Below are 16,871 nucleotides of genomic sequence, written 5' to 3' on the forward strand. Positions count from 1 at the left end.
TTCCCCCGCGGGCGGATGAACCGCCCGCATCGCCACGGCCGCCTCCCTAGAACGGATCGCAGAATTAAAGAACCGCAGCGAGTGATCGCTGCGGTGTTTGTTTCTACTGACAAAGGCGATTGGCGCAGCCGTCCGTTCCGGCGCAGGGCGGAGCCCGGTTCTTCCGTTACTTGGCCGAAAGCTGTGCGACGGCGAGCAGCGTATCGGCGCTGATCGAGTTCACCCCGGTCAGGATCGACAGGGCGGCGGAATCGGTGGTGCCGTTTTCCGTGTCGTAGAGCGCGGTGTAGCGCTTCACCAGTTTCTCGACATATTCGGGGTCCTGGAGCTGTTCGAGATCGATGAAATTCTCGACGGTGCTTGCCTGCTTCTCGACGTCCTGACTCGAGAAGTAGTCGGACATGCTGAAGGCGGTGTTGAAGAATTCCAGCAATGCGTCGTCGCCGAGAATGTCGTAGGCGCTGGTGATCGAAGGCGCCATGCGCTGGAAGTAAAGGGCAAGGCGGACGCCCTCGTTGGCGTCGCCCTGTTCCTCTTCCAGAGTCTGGCGGAGGTATTTGTTGACCGTCTCGAGCGTGCCGCCCCGCTGCTGGATCGTCCCCACCGGATCGCTCGACAGGTTGCCCTCGCTGTCGAAGTTGAACGAGGCGACGATTTCCGCGAACGTATTGTCGGAAAGCGTGTTCACGTAGCTCTTCGAATCCGTCAGGTCGGACTCGAACATCTGGCGCAGTTCTTCACTCGTTACGCTCTCCGGATCGATACCCTTCGCCTCGAGCACGAAGCTGGTGAGGCGCTCGTCCGCCAGGAACTGGTCCAGCGTGGTGATCGTTTCCATCTGCGTCTTGTAATATTCGATTTCCTCGTCGGCGGCTTCCTGGGCATCATCCAGCTCGGTGCCTTCCAGGAACCGCGTCTTCTGGTCGGTATAGGCCGAGGCATAGTCGTTGATGACGTTCTCGGACTGGACGAGGAGAGGTACCTCGATCTCGCCTTCGGAATTGAAGTTGAACGCCTTCACGAGATTGACGTAACGCTCGTCGTCGAGCGTGTTGACATAGCTGTCCTCGTCGTCGACGTCGCTGGCCAGGATCTTGCGAAGTTCCGACATGCTGACCTCGTCGGGGTCGATGCCGTAGGCACGCAGCGCGACATCCCAGATCTCGGTGACCTCGTCGTAGGTATCGTCGTTGTCCGTATTGTCGTCGCTCTCGTAATAGTCGCTGTTGGTCGTCAGGAAATCGTCGATATTGGTGACGGCGGCGATACGGGTCTCGAAATTGGACAAGGCGTCGTCGACTGCGGCCTGCTGGTCTTCCTGGAAGGCAGTCTTATACTTGCTCGCCAGCGAGGTGATCTGATCGCTGCTCAGGGCGCTCTCGCCCGAGGTGACGGTTCCATCGGTCTCGAAGTTGAAATAGTCCAGAAGCTCGGTGTTGCCATATACCGAGGCGAAGCTCTCATTCGACATCAGGCTCGCGACGCTCGACGCCATGATCGTGTCGCGCAGGCCGAAGGCCGTCTTGACGTAGGACAGCAGCCGCTCGTCGGACACCAGTTCGGTGGCGGTCGTCACGGAGGCGGCATTCTTCTCCCAATAGGCCTGGTTCGCCTCATAGAGCAGGTCCGACGGATAGGTCGATGCATTGTAGATATAGTCGAGGCGGAGATCCTCGATCTGGTCGCTGGTCTGGGCCGAGCCGTTGACGCTGCCGTCCGTGTTGAAGTTGAAGGATGCCGCCAGTTCTCGCCAGGCGTCGCTGCTTGCCTGGTTGGCAACGCTGTTGGTGTCGGAAAGATCGCTGGTCAGGACCTGCTTCAGGTAGCTCTTCGAGGTGTAGGTCGCATCCAGCCCGAAGGATTCCAGCACATAGCTGCGCAGCCGGTCGTTGCCGATCAGCTGGTCGACGCTGGTGATGCTGCCGATCTTGCTCTCGTAGTAGTCGATTTCGGTCTGGATCGCGTCTTCTTCCGCCGCAAAGGAATCCTCATAGGCGGCAAGCAGGGTGTCCGTCTGCACGGAGGTCTGGGCCTTCGCCGTCTCGCCGGAGAAATTGAAAGCAGCGGCGAATTCCGCGTAGCGGGTGTCGGTCAGGCTGTTGGCGAAGCTCGAATCGTCCGTCAGGTCGCTTTCGAGGATCTTCTTCATGAACGCCTTGGCGTAGGTCATGTCCTCAAGACCATAGGCCTTCATCGCATAGGAGAAGAGCCTGTAGTCGTTGACGAATTCGTCGACGGTCGTGACCTTGCCGATGTTTTCTTCGTAGTAGGCGGTATCGCGCGCGACGGTCGATTCGTTGGCAACCCGGTTCAACGAGGTATTCATATCCCTGTTGACAAGGAGATAACTCGTATAGGTCGAAAGCGTGGTCGTCGACGTCACCGGGAGCCCTTCCGTGAAGAAACGGCCACATCATGGCCTGCCCAAGGCGCCCACATTGCGCGATTATCCATCTACCCGCTTACGCCATAAATGTTAACAAATAGTTAACATACCGCCTCTGGCCTTAACGATCCGGGCGTTGCGAAACACTCCGCTGGAGGATTTTGGCCACTCTCGCGCAAGCTTCAGTCTCTAGGCTCCCGGGTGGACTGGATTGCCCCGCGACCTGAAAACGCGCGTCGGGCGCCAGTTTCACATGAACGTGAAATCGAAGTCTTTGCTGATCTCATGACGAGACGGAGCAGGAATGGCCACTCCCCCTAGTGTTTTGACTATCCCGAAAGTTGCGCCGCGCGGCCGCGATATCGGCTTTGCCCTCGGTATCGTGGTCATCCTGTGCATCCTGTTCCTGCCAATCCCCCCGTTTCTGATCGACATGGGGCTTGCCTTCTCGATCGCCTTCTCGGTGCTGATCCTGATGGTGGCGTTGTGGATCCAGCGGCCGCTCGATTTCTCGTCCTTCCCGACCATTCTTCTGATTTCCACGATGGTGCGGCTGTCGCTCAACATCGCGACGACGCGCGTGATCCTTTCTCATGGCCATGAGGGACACGGGGCCGCGGGCGGCGTCATCGCCGGCTTTTCTAGCCTGGTGATGTCCGGCGACTTCGTCATCGGTCTGATCGTCTTCCTCATCCTGATTACGGTGAACTTCATCGTCATCACCAAGGGTGCCACCCGTATCGCGGAAGTCGGCGCCCGCTTCACCCTCGATGCCATCCCCGGCAAGCAGATGTCGATCGATGCCGACCTTTCCGCCGGTATCATCGACGAAAAGGAGGCCCAGCGCCGGCGCAAGGAACTGGAGGAGGAAAGCTCCTTCTTCGGCGCCATGGACGGTGCATCGAAGTTCGTGCGCGGCGACGCCGTCGCCGGCCTGATTATCACCGCCATCAACGTCTTCGGCGGCATCATCATCGGTTACTTCCGCCACGGTATGGAAATCGGCCAGGCGGCGGACGTCTTCGTCAAGCTGTCCGTCGGCGACGGTATCGTTTCGCAGATTCCGGCCCTCATCGTCTCGCTCGCCGCTGGCCTTCTCGTCACCCGCGGCGGTACGCTCGGTTCCACCGACCAGGCCGTTATCGGACAGCTCAGCGGTTACCCGAAGGCCATGTCGGTCGCTGCCGTGCTGATGGCGGTGCTGGCTCTCATGCCCGGCCTTCCCTTCCTGCCGTTCATGTTCCTGAGCGGCGTTCTCGCCTTCGGCTCCTGGTTTATTCCGCGCCAGATCGAAGCAGAGAACAAGGCGCTTCGCGAACAGGAAGAGAAGAAGGCCGTCCACAATCAGGAGGCCGAGCGCGACACCGTCAAGAACGTGCTGCGCACGACGGAAATCGAACTGGCGCTCGGCAAGCACATCTCGCCGCGCCTGCTCGGCGCCCATCAGGAGCTTGCGTTCCGCGTCGGGAAGATGCGCAAGAAGTTTGCCGCGCAATACGGCTTCGTGGTTCCGGAAATCAAGGTCACCGACGATATCGCCATTCCGGACAAGTCTTACCAGATCCGCATCCACGGCACGACGGTCGCCGCCAATACGCTGCGCGTCGGTGAAGTCCTGGTGATTACCGGCAAGGGCCGTAAGCCGACCGTGCCGGGCGACGAGGTGCGTGATCCCGCTTTCGGCATGCCGGCGGTCTCCGTGCTCGAAAACTTCGTCGAGGACCTCAAGCGCGAGGGTTTCCACCCGATCGACAATATCTCGACGCTTCTTACCCATGTGAGCGAGGTCATCCGCAACAACCTGCCGATGCTGCTCTCCTTCAAGGACGTGAAGATGCTGATCGAGCGGCTCGATCCGGAATACAAGAAGCTTGCCGACGAGATCTGCTCTTCGCACATGTCCTATTCCGGCCTGCAGGCCATCCTGAAACTGCTGCTCGCCGAGCGCGTTTCGATCCGCAACCTGCATCTCATTCTGGAAGCGGTGGCCGAACTTGCGCCCCATCTGCGCAAGACCGAGCAGATCGTCGAGCACGTCCGCATCCGCATGGCGCAGCAGATCTGCGGCGATCTCTCCGACAATGGCATCCTGCGCGTCGTACGCCTGGGCACCAAATGGGACGTGATCTTCCAGCAGGCGATCAAGCGCGACGCCAAGGGCGATGTCATCGAATTCGACATTGATCCGCGCCATGTCGAGGAGTTCAGCGCCGAAGCCAGCAAGGTTATCCGTGAATTCATGGACGAAGGCCTGCCCTTCGTACTTGTCACGCTGCCGGAAACGCGCTCCTATGTGCGCATGATTACGGAACGCCTCTTCAGCACGCTGCCGGTACTCTCGCACGTGGAATTGGCCAAAGGCACAGAAATCAAGATTCTCGGCTCCATTTCATGATTTCAGATCCGCAGGGGACCATCATGGCGCTGTTTCTGGCGTTCTGCCGGATCGGTGGCTGCATGATGACCATGCCGGGCTTCTCATCGGCGCGCATGCCGATGCAAATCAGGTTGTTCCTCTCGCTGGCAATGTCGATCGGTCTGCTGCCGCTCTTCTGGGACATCCTCTATCCCCGGGCAACCGGGGATTCCGTTACCTACATCACGCTGATCTTCTCGGAGACGCTGACCGGGGTCATGTTCGGGCTGATCGCCCATCTCTATACACTCGGCATGCAGTTCACCGGCACGGTGGTCGGCATGATGATTTCCTTCAATGCCCAGCCGACCTCCGACCCGCTTGAGGACACGCCCGAAAACCAGCTCACGAGCATCATGACCTTCGGCGCCCTGCTGGTTCTCTTCGTCACGGATTTCCACCACATCATCATCAAGGCACTGGCGGACTCCTATGTCGCCCTGCCGGTGGGGCGGATGGTAGACCCCCAGCAGATGCTGATTAGCCTGACCGACACCATGAGCGCCACGCTGATGATTATGTTGCGGCTGGCAAGCCCCTTCCTGCTGTTCGGCCTGCTCTTCAACGTCGTGGTCGGCCTCATCAACAAGCTGGCGCCGCAGATCCCGCTCTATTTCATCTCCACGCCCTATGCGCTGTTCGGCGGCCTTCTGCTTCTCTATTTCGGCATCGCGGCGATGCTCGACCAGTTCGTGCAGGCCTTCGGGCCGCTCTTCAGCAGCCTCTAGGAGAGAGCGATGGCTGGCGACGAAAAATCGAAAAAGCTGAAGCGACTGGTGGCGGTACAGCGCCATATAGAGAAGATGGCCGAGAACGAGCTCTCCATGGTCATCCGCGAACGCAACGAGGTCGCGGAAGCAACGGTACGCACGGTCGGCGTCATGACCTCGCTCGATCCGCTGCATCGGCCGCTGTCGCGCCACTATCTCGAGCGATTTTCCCGGCTCACCAGCAGAGACAAGCAACTCGGCCACCTCCAGAGGGCCCAGGAAAGCCGCCTTGCCAAGGAACGGAAAAAGGGTGACCGGCTGGAGGAAAAGATGAAGGATGCGCGCGAGGCGGAACAGCGCGTGGCCGACGACAACGCCGTCTACGACCTCGTCGAACTGACCATCGCGCTGGCGCCTGCCGATCGCCAGGCACGTTAAGCAAAAGCGTATAAGCGTTTTCAACGCTGCGACACTGCATTGAAACAAGGGCTTGAAGCGTGCGGAGCGAACCTGAGAGATCGCGATTCGCATGAGAGGCAAGTCTTTCAAGGCAAGTGCTAAAACACACCAGCCTCCAGCAAGCTTTGGGTGACATGATCGCCGGACCTAACGCAGAAGGAAGACGACGTGGCAATATCTCCTCCCAGCGACCTTGTTCTCGATGTGGTCAAGGCGGCCGATCCCAGTGATCTGCTGGCGGCCAGGGAAAAACTGCGAGCGACCAGCGCCGCGAACGAGGCGGCGGTTCTGACCGCCAGCAATGCCGGCTTCGCATCGATGATCGGCACTGCCGGAAGCGCCGCGTCGAAAGCCGGTCTCGGCAATGCCCCCGTGCCGGCCAGTGACGGCAAAGTGCCCGAGACCTACCGCAAGTTCGAGGCCAGCATTCTGTCGACCTTCATTCAGGACATGATGCCCAAGGAGAGCGAGGAGATCTACGGCAAGGGCTCCGCCGGTGAATTCTGGAAGAGCATGATGGCTGAGCAGATCGCCAACGAGGTTTCGAAGCGCGGCGGCATTGGCATCGCCGAACAGGTCTACACTCAGTCGCTACAGCGCGAGCGTGCCGAGGCTCCCAACGCCGTGACCGACCAGTCCGACCGTGACATGGCAATCAGCATGATTACGGACTTCCAGCGCAAGACGCTGCTCTCTTCCGAGACCGGGACGAGCGCATCCGCCGACAACAAGACAAGCTGAACACAGCACGCCAAGGGGTGAAATAAAATGGAAGTAGTCAACAGCGATTACCGTATCAAGACGGTGCTCGGCCGGCTCGAGGTCATCATTGACAACGAGAACCAGCGCATCGGTACGGATCCGGATTTCGATTTCAAGGTCTCGAACGCCCACAAGAGCCGCTGCCTCTACGAGCTGACGATGCTGTTCCGCGACACCGATACACGGGAAATCGCGGCGGCCTATCTCGAACAGCTTCATAGCCTGAAGGCCAAACTCGACCTGAATGCCCGTCGGGTGGAAGCCCATATGCGCGCCGTCCGCGCGGTGACCGAACTGCTGAAGAATGCGGCCCAGCAGGCCGATGACGACGGCACCTATTCGCAGGAACAATTCCTCGTTCGTGAGCGGAAATGATCAAGATCCTTCTCGTCGGCCTGTGGGTTTGCGCTCTGACACTCGGCGGTGTCTATGCGGCCGTATCGCTCGGCGGCAAGCCGGATGAAAATGCCGAAGCCAAGGTCGAAACGCCAACCGAATACGTGAGCGGCGAGACACTCAGCCTTCCTGTCGTCAGCGACGGCGAGGTCTCCGGCTATTTCCTGGCCCGCCTTTCGGTGATCGTCGACAGCGACAAGGCCAAGAAGATCCATGTGCCGGTCGCCCCCTACATCACCGATCAGTTGTTCGGACTTTTGGTGGGCGACAAGCTAATCGACCTTCCCAATACCGGCAGGCTCGATGTCGCCGGCTTCAAGACCAGGGTCAAGGACGGCATCAATGCACAGTTCGGCGAGGAAATCGTAACAGGCGTGATCGTCGAGCAACTCGATTATCTCTCGAAGGCCGATCTGAGGTCGGAAGATCCAAGCCGCAGATCCCACACCGTCAAGATTGTCGAGGGCGAGAAACCGCCCGCGGCAAAGTCCGAAGGCGCTTCGCATTGAAGGCTCGCTTCTGCCCCAGTTCCGGTATTTTTCGCGCGAAATCGAGATGCTTCCCAACGCTGCGGGACCGATCCGATCGATCCTCGCCCGGACCTTCCCGAGAGGCCCCTGCGTATCGTCAAACATCTGCTTAGAGAGCAGCCAACTTCGTTCGAGGCTTTATTCCCATGTCCGAAAATACGCAGTCAGGAAAAGCGCTGATCTACATGACGGCGAGGAACTGCGAGATGTATGCGGCCGCGTCTCTTGCCAGTCTGGCCCGTCAAACGCATGACAATCTTCATGTCCTCTACATCGACGACGCCTCGGAAGATGCGACGGGTGACATTGCGCGCCGGTATCTTAGGGAGCTTTTCCCCGGCAAACATTCCTACATCCGCAACGAGAGCCAGTTCGGCAAGGCCCGCAACGTCTGGGAACATCTCGTGCCCAGGGCGAAGGACGCCGAGTTCATCGCGGTACTCGACGGGGACGATCAACTCGTCGACTTCGGCATTCTCGAACGCATGGCGCAAAGCTATGCCGCAGGTCGCGACGTCGTCTGGACCAACTACATCACCGATTCCGGAGCAGTGGGCGGCAACGGTCCGCTTAATCCCAACATTCCGCCGCGTCAGCAGGGCTGGAAGACAAGCCACTTCTTCAGTTTTCGCGCGAGTCTGCTTGGAAACGTGCCGGAGAGCTATCTGAAGGACAGCACCGGAGCGTGGTTTCCCGCTGCCTGCGATATTGCGCTCGCCTTCCCGATCATCGACCAGACCCGCGAATACGAATTCATCCCGGTCAATGCCTACCGCTACACCGCGACGAACCCGTACTCCCACCACAATCTCGACCCGACCTCGCAGGGCCTCAACTCTGCCGTTCAGCAGCGTTGTGCGCAGGAGATCCTGCACAAGCCGCCGCTGCCGCTCGTTAAGGGCGGACGGGACGCTCAAGCCGCTGCGGGCAGCATCGAGACTTCCTCCGGAGCGCAACTGGCAAGGTTTGCCGAGCCATCGGCGGTCTGGGGCGAGAAGGCCGCCGACCTTCTGGTTGTGGCATGCCCCACTCTTCTCGATGCGCAGGCGGTCGTCGGACGCAGTTCGCTGACGCCCATGCAGGTCTGGACACTGTGGCAGTTCATTTCCAGCGGCAGGTCGAACAGGATCCTACATGTCGGCGCCGCCAGTTCCGCCGTGTTCCTGGCCGCTCTGACCGCCGCAGCACAGGGCGTGACGCTGACCTGCCTCACCTCGTCGTCGGAGCAGGCGGAACGGCTGAGCGCAAAGCTGGCCGTCAGCGGCTTCTCCAGCGTTGCGGAGATCGTCGAGGCGACCTCCGCATCCGTGACCGTGGGCAGTGTGACGGCGCCCTTCGCCGATACCAAGGCACTGTCTTCGGAAGCGAAATTCGATCTCGTCATCGTCGACGTCCGCGAGGAAGAAGCCGAAGGAAACTGCGCGTCGGTTTCCTTGCCAGCCATCGCTCCCCTCCTCGAACCGGCGGGCTTCAGGCTTGGCGTTCTGACGAGGGAACGGGCTTCGGCGGAATTCGCCGTCGACGGATGGCGTCGCCTGAGTTCCGGCCTCAAATTCTGCCTGGATGGCATCGGCGGCACCGGCCTTGTGGTCGTCGGCGGCTAATAACGTCCAGTTCGCCCAGCGGGGGAAAGATTGCAAATGCCTAATACCGTAAGCGCCACATGCGAAATCGAGGTCAACGAGACGCGGATCGCATTTCATCTTCCGGATTCCGAAGATCACATCCAGAAGCATATCCTGCGCAGCCGGACGTTCTACGAACAGCGGATGCTCGAGGATATCGCTCCACTGATCCCTGATGGAGCGCTAGCCATCGACGCAGGCGCCAATATCGGGAACCATACGCTGTTTTTCAGCAAGGTGCTCGGCGCCAGCGTCCTGGCATTCGAGCCGAACCCGCAAGCCCTTGCCGTGCTTTCCGCCAATATCGAACTCAACGGGCTGAAGCAGAAGGTGGAACTCCATGCCGTCGCGCTTGGAGAGACCGCCGGAAGCGGACGCATCGTCGATACCAACAGCAGCAATCTCGGCATGGCCCAGGTGACGCAAGACTCGGGCGGCGACATCGAAATCGTCAGTCTTGACGAGGTTGTCGGCGATCGCCTGGTCAGCCTTATCAAGATCGACGTCGAAGGCATGGAATGCGAAGTGCTGAAAGGGGCGACGGAAACCCTCAAGCGCTCGAAACCGGCGCTGATTATCGAGGCGGCGACCGTCGGGGCCCTGCGGGAGATCGAAGCCATCCTGCGTCCCTTCGGCTATCGCAAGATCAAGGTTTACAATCACACGCCGACCTATCTGTTCAAGATGGTCGATCCCGTCGCCTATGCCGGCGAGCGCGCGCTGGACCTGATTGCGCCGGAGGCATTGGCCGCACTTCCGCCGACCACCGGCATCTATGCGGGCATGGCCACCGTTGCGGGAAACGAGATCGCGATGCGGGCAGCCGTCAACTCGCTTCTGCCGCAGATCGACAGGATGTTCCTCTATCTGAACGGCTTCAAGGAAGCGCCGGAATTCGTTCGCAGCCACCCGAAGATTACCTATTTCATCGATGAGGACGGCAAACAGTATGGCGATGCCGGCAAGTTCTGGGGGCTGGAGCAGGTCAGCGATGCGCTTTACATAACCTGCGATGACGACATCATCTATCCCGACGATTTCGTCGAGCGAATGATTGCGGAACTTGCCTCTACTGGCGGGCGAAGCGTCGTTTCCGTTCACGGCTCGATCATCCTGCAGCCGGCGACAACCTATTATGCCGAAGGCAACCGGGCGGTATTCCACTTCCAGCAGGGTCTGCTGCGGCGGCGTCTGGTTCATGTGCCGGCGTCCGGCACAAGCATGTTCCATTCGAGCGTCATCACGATGAAACTGAGTGATTTCCGGCATCCCAACATGGCGGATATCTGGCTCTGCGAGTTCCTCCAGCGCAACCGGATTCCCGGATATGTCGTGCCGCGTCGGCAGAACTGGCTGGCCGCCATCGATGTCAAGCGTCCGACGATCTATGACCAGTCCCGGCAGTCCTCCGGTTCGGCCTATGACAGTTCAAGACGGCAGGACGAGGTCCTGTCCGGGCTCTATCCGCTGACCCTGTTGCACACGAAACAAAACCCGTCGGCCGTCCTGCTCGACGCCGACAGGACGGTCGATATCCCGGCCCTGCTGTCGGGGCTTGCCCTGGACGATCGGGACCCGGTCATTTTCGTGGTCTGCGAGACCGTTACCGAAGCGATCCGCAGGACCATCATCGGGAAAGGTACCCGCAAGGAGATCCACCTTCTGTCGAGAACTGCGCCACTGTCCGCCCTGTACCGCCAGTTGCTGACCGAGGCATCGCCATACATCAAGACGTGGAAGATCCATGCCGGCATGCGTCCGGAAAGGATTACCATACTGGATTGGCCCCAGTGGCTCGACGACCATTTTCCGGCAAGCCTGGAGACGGTCTGAACGAAGCCCGCTCGGGCCAGGCTGGAAACGCCGGCCATAACCCGGACGGACGTTTCACCGTATTGGAACAACGAAAGAGCCCCCGCCGATGGATGATGCATCGGCGGGGGCTCTTTTCATTGAACGCGGCGGATCAGAAGCCCGATTGCACGCGCGAGAAGACGAGGTTGGTGAAGAGCGAGATCTGGGCGCCGACAAAGGGCGCCGACAGCGCGATGGCGACCATGACCGCGATGATCTTCGGCACGAATGTCAGCGTCATTTCCTGAACCTGGGTCAGCGCCTGGATCAGCGCAATCGCCACGCCGACCACCATGGCGGCGAGAACCGCAGGACCGGACGCAACGAGGATCGTCCAGATCGCGTTGCGCAGGATGTCGAGAGCGTCAGCTTCGTTCATGGCGTACTTCTTTGGCTCATAAAGCAGAAAAGACCGGCAGTGCCGACCGCCGGTCTCCCACAATTTTAAGAATAGCCGATTCTCGACCTCGGATTAAGAGGCCACCTCGCCGACGATGATGCCGTTTTCGATGGTGATCTCTTTTCCATCGGTGGTGGTTGCGACCATGCCGTCCGAGGTGACGGAAACATAGGCGACGATCCCGGTGGTCTCGCCGTCGGCGCTCTCGAGTGCCTTGCCCACGTAGGAGGCGGCATTGGCGAGATTGCTCTGGCCGATCATGGTTTCCAGGTTGCTGTTGGTCTTGATGCTCTGCTCGACCTGCGAGAAGGTCGCGAGCTGCGAGATCTGCTCGCTCGCATCCATCGGATCGGTCGGGTCCTGATTCTGCATCTGCGCGATCAGAAGCTGCAGGAAGCTGTCGTAATCGAGCGAGGCGGAGGCCGCATCGTTTGCCGCCGTCGACGAGCTGGTCGACGTCGTGGAGGTGGTCGAGGTGGTGGAGCTGACTGCTGTCACCATGGTGCGATTTCCTTTCGGAGTTCCTTGACGACTGCGGGTGTGATTTCATTGTTGCTGAGGATGGCCTCCTCGGCGGGGTAGAGCGAGCGGATGGCCTTCAGCGCATCGAAGGTACGGCCGGACGAGACCTGGGCATCGATGCGCTTCAGTTCCGCGCGAACCTCTTCATTGCGGAAGCAGGAGAGGAGCATGGTGATCGACTTGCGGAAGAGCGCAAGCGACTGTTCCTTCCCTTCCGGATTGATGAGGATCATCTGCGCGATGAAGTACAGCTGGCGCAGAGGCGTCGTCGTGTCTTCGGGCTGAAGGACATGGTTCTCCAGCAGGAAGGTGACGTCGTTGAGAAATTCAATGGATACCTTGCGATCAACCCGCAGGACGGCGCCGTTGACGAAGATCTTTTCGCCTGATTTCAAAGAGAGGCGTAGCGTGCTTTTCATTTCAATCCATCCCTGATGATGGTGGTCACGTCAATGATGGCCTGGTAATTCTGCGACTTGCGCTTGCGTATCTGCTCGCACTCTTTGAGAATCCAGATTGCTATCGAGATTAGGTTGGCTCTCAGTTCAACACTGAGTTCGTTTTCCGGCTGCTTTAGGTCTTCTATGAAACGCAACCATACACGGCGCGTGTAGTAGATTGCCTCGATCGCTTCCTTGCCATACCGCTCTGCTTCTTTCGCCGCTGTGAGATATTCGATCGACCGCGTTAAAACCTGGCGTTCCCTTTCTCTGGCGAGGGTGAGATCATCTTCCATGATCTCCGCATATGAAAACTGGAACATCTACTTTTCCTTCATGGCTTTACAATTCCGTCGCTCATCAACGTCGATGTACTCAGAGATAGTTTACAAGGCTGAGGTTCAGTATCCTGGAAGTGATGGTGTAGGAGGTCTCGATCTGCGTCAGCAGCGTCGTCAACCGCACCGATGCCTCCTCGGTATCCACGCCGATCAGACCCGTCAGCTGGGTGTCGATGATCGACTTCTGCTGTTCCATGTATGTGTTGGCCTTTTCCACGCGCTCCTGCGAGAGACCGAGCAGGGAGCGCTGGCTGTCCAGCCCGGTGATCGCCGAACCGGCATAATCGGTGGCCGCCGTATTCACGACGCTGAGGGCGCTGGCGTTCAGACCAGAATTCACAAGCTGTGACGATACCACCGCGGCGAGCACAAGGCTCTTGAAACCATCGGTATTGGCGCTTGTCGATGTCGATACGGTTTCCGATGTGCTAATACGCGTCGACATTGTGGTGTCAGATGCGTTAGTCCAGGACGACCAGTTGAACGCAGTTTCATAGTCCGACAGAAACTGCGCCATCTGCGCTTCGGTGACGTCGGCGTTCGATGCAATGCCGTTCGCCGTCTTGAAGGTGGCAAACGCCGTGTTGAAGTCGGTCGTGATATCGGTGATGAAGCTGTCGTCCAGCGTCTGCACGTCCGTGCTGATACCCGAGAACAGATATTCGCCGTTGACCGCAGAATTGGTGTAGCTGACGAAATTTTCGAGCGTTGCCATCGCGGTGTCGGCCGCGACCTGAAGGCTGCTCGAGTCCGAGTTGCCGCTGAGCGCGATGATGGAGTCCAGCAGGGACTGCGAGGAGCCCGACATGTTTTCCAGCGCCAGCTGCGAGGATTCCATGCGCTGCTCGGCAAGTGCGTTGGCATCGATGATCGACTGCAGCCGGCTGCTTTCCCGGGAATAGTCGACGCTCGTCGATGTCCGGGTGCCGAGTTCGAGGCCGACGTCGGCATAGGTGCCGGTCACCGATTCCACTTCGAGCTTGGAGACTTCCGCCATGGAGTTTGACGTTGTCAGCTGCATGGCCTTGCTGATGGCCAGCGAGGAGATATTGGTGGTCTTCATGGTTAGCTCGCGGCCTCCATAAGGCTTGCCAGCATCTCGTCGATCGTCGACAGCAGCTTGGAGGCCGCCTTGTAGGACTGTTCGATGTCGAGCAGCAGGATAAGTTCTTCGTCGAGGTTCACGCCGGTCGCGTTGGAATAGGCTTCCTCGGACCGGTTCAGCATCGCGGAGGTGTTTTCGGCCGCGGTCGTCGCGTCGCTGCGATATTCCTGGACCCAGCCGATCGAGTCGCTGGTGAAATCGAGCAGTGTCGCGTTGGTGGAGATGTCGGCGTCGGCATCGAACGCCATCTGTGTTTCGAAACCGGCCACGTATTTGTAGAGCAGGTCGGAATAACCTGCGGCACCTTCCGTGTTCTGGTCGACGCCGGCGATGTCGCCGTCCCTCAACGTGTTCGGGTCCGCCTGGGCGGAGGAGGAAACGGTAATCAGGCCAGCAAGGCCCGGAATGATGTCGGCAGTCTCGAAATCGACCACCGAGGCATCGACGGTGGTGAAGAGGCCGGCAATCGCCGCGCCGCCGGCATCCGTCTCCGAGAAGAGCAGCATCGTGCCCCGGGCGATTTCGTCCAGCTGGTTCTGGTAGCCGGGATAGACCTCGTCGCGCAACTGCAGGAGCGCCTGGAGCGACCCCGCGGCGGAAGTGCTGCTGCCTTCGCCGGCCGGCAGTGCCACGCCGTCGATATAGACGGCATTGCCGACGGTATTGGCGTCGTAGGCCGGGGTGGCGTCGAAGGAAACCTCTCTCGGCACGGTCTCGAACAGCGTGACGCCCGTCGTGGTGTAGATGGCGATATCGTTGTTGTCGCGCACCGTGGTCGAGATGCCGATGATCTCGGAAATCTGCTTGAGCAGACTTTCGCGGGTATCCAGCGCGTTATTGGCATCCCCGCCGCTGGCCGTGGCCGACTTGACGGCGTTGTTGGCCTTCTCGAAGTCGGAGAGAAGCTGGTTGAGCGTATTCACCGTGGTGGCGATATCGCCGTCCGTGTCGGCGCGAAGCTCCTGGACAGCCTGGGTCTGCTGGTTGAGCGAGGTGGCGACGTCATTGGCGGCCGCCACTGCGGCCGCGGCGAGGGTGGCGTCGCTCGGCGAGGCCGCGTAGGTCTGAAGGGCTTCGCGCAGAGCCGTGAGAGCTTCCGATGGCGTGGCGGAATATTCATCGCCGCCCATGACCGAATTGAGTGTCTCGAGACCGGCCAGCAGGCTTTGCTGGCCGGAGTCGTCGGAGATGGATTGCAGGACCTGCTTCAGCAGTGCCGCATCTTCCGTGCGTTCCACCTTCACGGTGGTGGCGCCGGTATAGGCGTTCGTGGTTGTCACCGCAGTGCGTCGATTGTAGTCGCTCGTCGTGGCGCTCGAAATGTTCCCCGATACGACCGAGGTTTGCGTCGACGTATTGCTGAAGATTGACTTGGTTGTATTCAACGCGGAAGCGAGTGACATTCACGATCTCCTGAAAGGATTACCGGGCCAGATTGATGAGAACATCCATCAGGTCGGAACCGGTCTGGAATACCTTGGAGTTTGCGGAATAACTGCGCTGGGCCTCGATCATTTCGGTCAGTTCCGAAGCGAGATCGACGTTTGAGGTTTCGAGCGCGCCGGCGACGATTTCGCCGAAACCGGAAGAACCGGCAAAGCCGATGGTGACGACGCCGGAAGTGGCGCTGGTCCGGTAGACGTTGCCGGAATAAAGTGTGAGGTTGTCAGGGCTTTCCACGGTTGCGAGCGCGACCTGGTAGAGAGCCTTCGGGTCGCTCTTGGCGTAGGTTCCGTAGACCGTGCCGTCGGAATCGATCTCGATGCCCGTCATGGCTTCTGCCGGGCTGCCGTCGGCGCTACCGTCGGAAATGGCCGATTCTGCCGAGAGCTGGGTCATGCCGGAAAGGTCGAAGCTGATACCGTTGACATCGATCGAGAAGGTCGTGGTGCCATCGACCGTGGCAAGCTTGCCGAAGCCGTCGAAGACCAGTTCGGCGGTGGTGATCGCGGCCGAGGAATAAGGGAAGCTGCCGCTGCCGGAGGTGTTCGCATCGGCGGCGTTGTAGACCGCGACTTCCCAGGTGCCCGCGGCGGTCTTGGTATAGTAGAAATCGTAGGTGATCGAGGCGCCGACGGCATCGTAGGTGGTGACCGAGGTCTTCAGGATGCTGTCGGAATCGACGTCGACGCTGGCATTGTTGTCGCTCGCATAGGCGCCGGCGGCGACGATGTCGGCCGAGTAGTTGAGGTTGCCCGTCAGAGAGCCGCTGGTGGTGGCGACTGCGGTCAGACCCGTGTCGGAGATCGTGATCGGCGTGAGACCGTCATAGGAGTTGACGACCGTGGTCGGCGTACCGCTGCTCGCCGAATAGCCCATCAGGATGTAGCCGGCATCGTTGACGAGATTGCCTTCGTCGTTGAGCGTGAAGGAGCCGGCGCGCGTCAGAAAGATATTGCCGGCCGTATCCTGCACGATGAAGAAACCTTCGCCCTGGATGGCAAGGTCGGTACCCGAGGTGGTGTATTCGAGCGCACCCTGTTCGGATACGGAATAGGAGACATTGGTTTCGACGCCGCCGGAATTGTAGTTGCCCGAGGTCGAGGGCAGAACGAGCGACGAGAAAGATGTCGAGGCTTTCTTGTATGCCGTGGTGCTGGAATTCGCGATGTTGTCGCCGACCGTGCCCAGTCGGTTCGCTTGCGCGTTCATGCCCGACACGGCGGTCTTCATGGTTCCAAAAAGGCTCATTTCGAATCCTCGTTTTAGTGGTTGCCTCACGTTAGGTATCGTTCCTTGCGTGAAGCTGTCTGAAATACAGGGTTGAAAAAGCTTGCTTCGGCCAGCCGCATCATGGCCGAACTTGACCTGCGATCCGGCTCTCGATCGAGACCCGGAACTCCGCAATGACTGAACTGTAACGCTGATGTTTTTCGGCCATGGCCGGCCGTGGCGATGCGGGCGGTTCATCCGCCCGCGGGGGAA

Annotated in this window: 16 protein-coding genes; 8 read left to right on the plus strand and 8 right to left on the minus strand. The window is 59.6% G+C overall.

Features of this window, described 5'->3' with window-relative positions:
- Window positions 1-166: 166 nt before the first annotated feature.
- Window positions 167-2,326: a DUF1217 domain-containing protein gene (locus J5N58_RS25455; RefSeq protein ID WP_112830926.1), complete on the minus strand. Its 2,160-nt coding sequence runs from the start codon at window positions 2,324-2,326 to the stop codon at window positions 167-169.
- A 364-nt stretch (window positions 2,327-2,690) separates the two neighbouring features.
- Between J5N58_RS25455 and flhA the strand changes: the two genes are divergently transcribed.
- The 8 genes from flhA (at window position 2,691) to J5N58_RS25495 (ending at window position 11,117) form a co-directional block, all read left to right on the plus strand.
- The gene (flhA, locus tag J5N58_RS25460; RefSeq protein ID WP_112830925.1) at window positions 2,691-4,781 is read left to right on the plus strand and encodes a flagellar biosynthesis protein FlhA; all 2,091 of its coding nucleotides are present in this window, start codon (window positions 2,691-2,693) and stop codon (window positions 4,779-4,781) included.
- Entirely contained in the window at window positions 4,778-5,530 is a 753-nt protein-coding gene (gene fliR, locus J5N58_RS25465; RefSeq protein ID WP_112830924.1) for a flagellar biosynthetic protein FliR, read from the plus strand. Before flhA ends, fliR begins: the two co-directional genes overlap by 4 nt.
- 9 nt (window positions 5,531-5,539) lie before the next feature.
- On the plus strand, window positions 5,540-5,950 hold the full coding sequence (locus tag J5N58_RS25470) for a hypothetical protein (RefSeq protein WP_112830923.1): 411 nt from the start codon (window positions 5,540-5,542) through the stop codon (window positions 5,948-5,950).
- A 189-nt stretch (window positions 5,951-6,139) separates the two neighbouring features.
- Window positions 6,140-6,712, plus strand: coding sequence for a rod-binding protein (locus J5N58_RS25475; RefSeq protein WP_112830922.1), 573 nt, complete (start codon window positions 6,140-6,142; stop codon window positions 6,710-6,712).
- A gap of 27 nt (window positions 6,713-6,739) precedes the next feature.
- Window positions 6,740-7,108 (plus strand): hypothetical protein, encoded by a 369-nt coding sequence (locus tag J5N58_RS25480; protein ID WP_112830921.1) that lies wholly within the window; start codon window positions 6,740-6,742, stop codon window positions 7,106-7,108.
- Window positions 7,105-7,638: a hypothetical protein gene (locus tag J5N58_RS25485; protein WP_113442660.1), complete on the plus strand. Its 534-nt coding sequence runs from the start codon at window positions 7,105-7,107 to the stop codon at window positions 7,636-7,638. The genes J5N58_RS25480 and J5N58_RS25485 overlap by 4 nt, the downstream gene beginning before the upstream one ends.
- Window positions 7,639-7,805: 167 nt before the next feature.
- Window positions 7,806-9,263, plus strand: a complete 1,458-nt coding sequence (locus J5N58_RS25490) for a glycosyltransferase family 2 protein (RefSeq protein ID WP_113442659.1) — start codon at window positions 7,806-7,808, stop codon at window positions 9,261-9,263.
- 36 nt (window positions 9,264-9,299) lie between these two features.
- A complete protein-coding gene (locus J5N58_RS25495) occupies window positions 9,300-11,117 on the plus strand; it encodes an FkbM family methyltransferase (protein WP_244714228.1) in 1,818 nt (605 codons plus the stop codon).
- A 133-nt stretch (window positions 11,118-11,250) separates the two neighbouring features.
- On the opposite strand, the gene fliQ is transcribed toward J5N58_RS25495, so the two are convergent.
- From fliQ to J5N58_RS25530, 7 genes are all read right to left on the minus strand, one after another.
- The gene (gene fliQ, locus J5N58_RS25500) at window positions 11,251-11,517 is read right to left on the minus strand and encodes a flagellar biosynthesis protein FliQ (protein WP_112830917.1); all 267 of its coding nucleotides are present in this window, start codon (window positions 11,515-11,517) and stop codon (window positions 11,251-11,253) included.
- A 93-nt stretch (window positions 11,518-11,610) separates the two neighbouring features.
- On the minus strand, window positions 11,611-12,039 hold the full coding sequence (gene flgD, locus J5N58_RS25505) for a flagellar hook assembly protein FlgD (RefSeq protein ID WP_112830916.1): 429 nt from the start codon (window positions 12,037-12,039) through the stop codon (window positions 11,611-11,613).
- Window positions 12,033-12,479, minus strand: coding sequence for a flagellar biosynthesis repressor FlbT (flbT, locus tag J5N58_RS25510; RefSeq protein ID WP_112830915.1), 447 nt, complete (start codon window positions 12,477-12,479; stop codon window positions 12,033-12,035). Before flbT ends, flgD begins: the two co-directional genes overlap by 7 nt.
- The gene (gene flaF / locus J5N58_RS25515) at window positions 12,476-12,823 is read right to left on the minus strand and encodes a flagellar biosynthesis regulator FlaF (protein WP_112830914.1); all 348 of its coding nucleotides are present in this window, start codon (window positions 12,821-12,823) and stop codon (window positions 12,476-12,478) included. Before flaF ends, flbT begins: the two co-directional genes overlap by 4 nt.
- A 52-nt stretch (window positions 12,824-12,875) precedes the next feature.
- Complete coding sequence (locus J5N58_RS25520) at window positions 12,876-13,904, minus strand: flagellar hook-associated family protein (protein WP_244714231.1); 1,029 nt, start codon at window positions 13,902-13,904, stop codon at window positions 12,876-12,878.
- A gap of 2 nt (window positions 13,905-13,906) precedes the next feature.
- On the minus strand, window positions 13,907-15,349 hold the full coding sequence (gene flgK, locus J5N58_RS25525; protein WP_112830912.1) for a flagellar hook-associated protein FlgK: 1,443 nt from the start codon (window positions 15,347-15,349) through the stop codon (window positions 13,907-13,909).
- A 19-nt stretch (window positions 15,350-15,368) separates the two neighbouring features.
- Window positions 15,369-16,637 carry a flagellar hook protein FlgE gene (locus J5N58_RS25530; RefSeq protein WP_112830911.1) on the minus strand — a complete coding sequence of 423 codons (1,269 nt, stop codon included), beginning with the start codon at window positions 16,635-16,637 and terminating at the stop codon, window positions 15,369-15,371.
- Between the last annotated feature and the right edge of the window lie 234 nt (window positions 16,638-16,871).

The sequence above is a fragment of the Paenirhizobium cremeum genome, assembly GCF_022884085.1.
Taxonomy (GTDB): Bacteria; Pseudomonadota; Alphaproteobacteria; order Rhizobiales; family Rhizobiaceae; genus Allorhizobium; species Allorhizobium cremeum.

What these genes read in the sequence shown, in the direction of transcription:
- flgD (WP_112830916.1), bottom strand. Translation starts at nt 12,039, where the DNA reads ATGGTGACAGCAGTCAGCTCCACCACCTCGACCACCTCCACGACGTCG.
- J5N58_RS25470 (WP_112830923.1), top strand. Translation starts at nt 5,540, where the DNA reads ATGGCTGGCGACGAAAAATCGAAAAAGCTGAAGCGACTGGTGGCGGTA.
- J5N58_RS25485 (WP_113442660.1), top strand. Translation starts at nt 7,105, where the DNA reads ATGATCAAGATCCTTCTCGTCGGCCTGTGGGTTTGCGCTCTGACACTC.
- J5N58_RS25520 (WP_244714231.1), bottom strand. Translation starts at nt 13,904, where the DNA reads ATGAAGACCACCAATATCTCCTCGCTGGCCATCAGCAAGGCCATGCAG.
- J5N58_RS25455 (WP_112830926.1), bottom strand. Translation starts at nt 2,326, where the DNA reads ATGAATACCTCGTTGAACCGGGTTGCCAACGAATCGACCGTCGCGCGC.
- flaF (WP_112830914.1), bottom strand. Translation starts at nt 12,823, where the DNA reads ATGTTCCAGTTTTCATATGCGGAGATCATGGAAGATGATCTCACCCTC.
- J5N58_RS25490 (WP_113442659.1), top strand. Translation starts at nt 7,806, where the DNA reads ATGTCCGAAAATACGCAGTCAGGAAAAGCGCTGATCTACATGACGGCG.
- fliQ (WP_112830917.1), bottom strand. Translation starts at nt 11,517, where the DNA reads ATGAACGAAGCTGACGCTCTCGACATCCTGCGCAACGCGATCTGGACG.
- fliR (WP_112830924.1), top strand. Translation starts at nt 4,778, where the DNA reads ATGATTTCAGATCCGCAGGGGACCATCATGGCGCTGTTTCTGGCGTTC.
- flhA (WP_112830925.1), top strand. Translation starts at nt 2,691, where the DNA reads ATGGCCACTCCCCCTAGTGTTTTGACTATCCCGAAAGTTGCGCCGCGC.
- J5N58_RS25480 (WP_112830921.1), top strand. Translation starts at nt 6,740, where the DNA reads ATGGAAGTAGTCAACAGCGATTACCGTATCAAGACGGTGCTCGGCCGG.
- J5N58_RS25495 (WP_244714228.1), top strand. Translation starts at nt 9,300, where the DNA reads ATGCCTAATACCGTAAGCGCCACATGCGAAATCGAGGTCAACGAGACG.
- J5N58_RS25530 (WP_112830911.1), bottom strand. Translation starts at nt 16,637, where the DNA reads ATGAGCCTTTTTGGAACCATGAAGACCGCCGTGTCGGGCATGAACGCG.
- flgK (WP_112830912.1), bottom strand. Translation starts at nt 15,349, where the DNA reads ATGTCACTCGCTTCCGCGTTGAATACAACCAAGTCAATCTTCAGCAAT.
- flbT (WP_112830915.1), bottom strand. Translation starts at nt 12,479, where the DNA reads ATGAAAAGCACGCTACGCCTCTCTTTGAAATCAGGCGAAAAGATCTTC.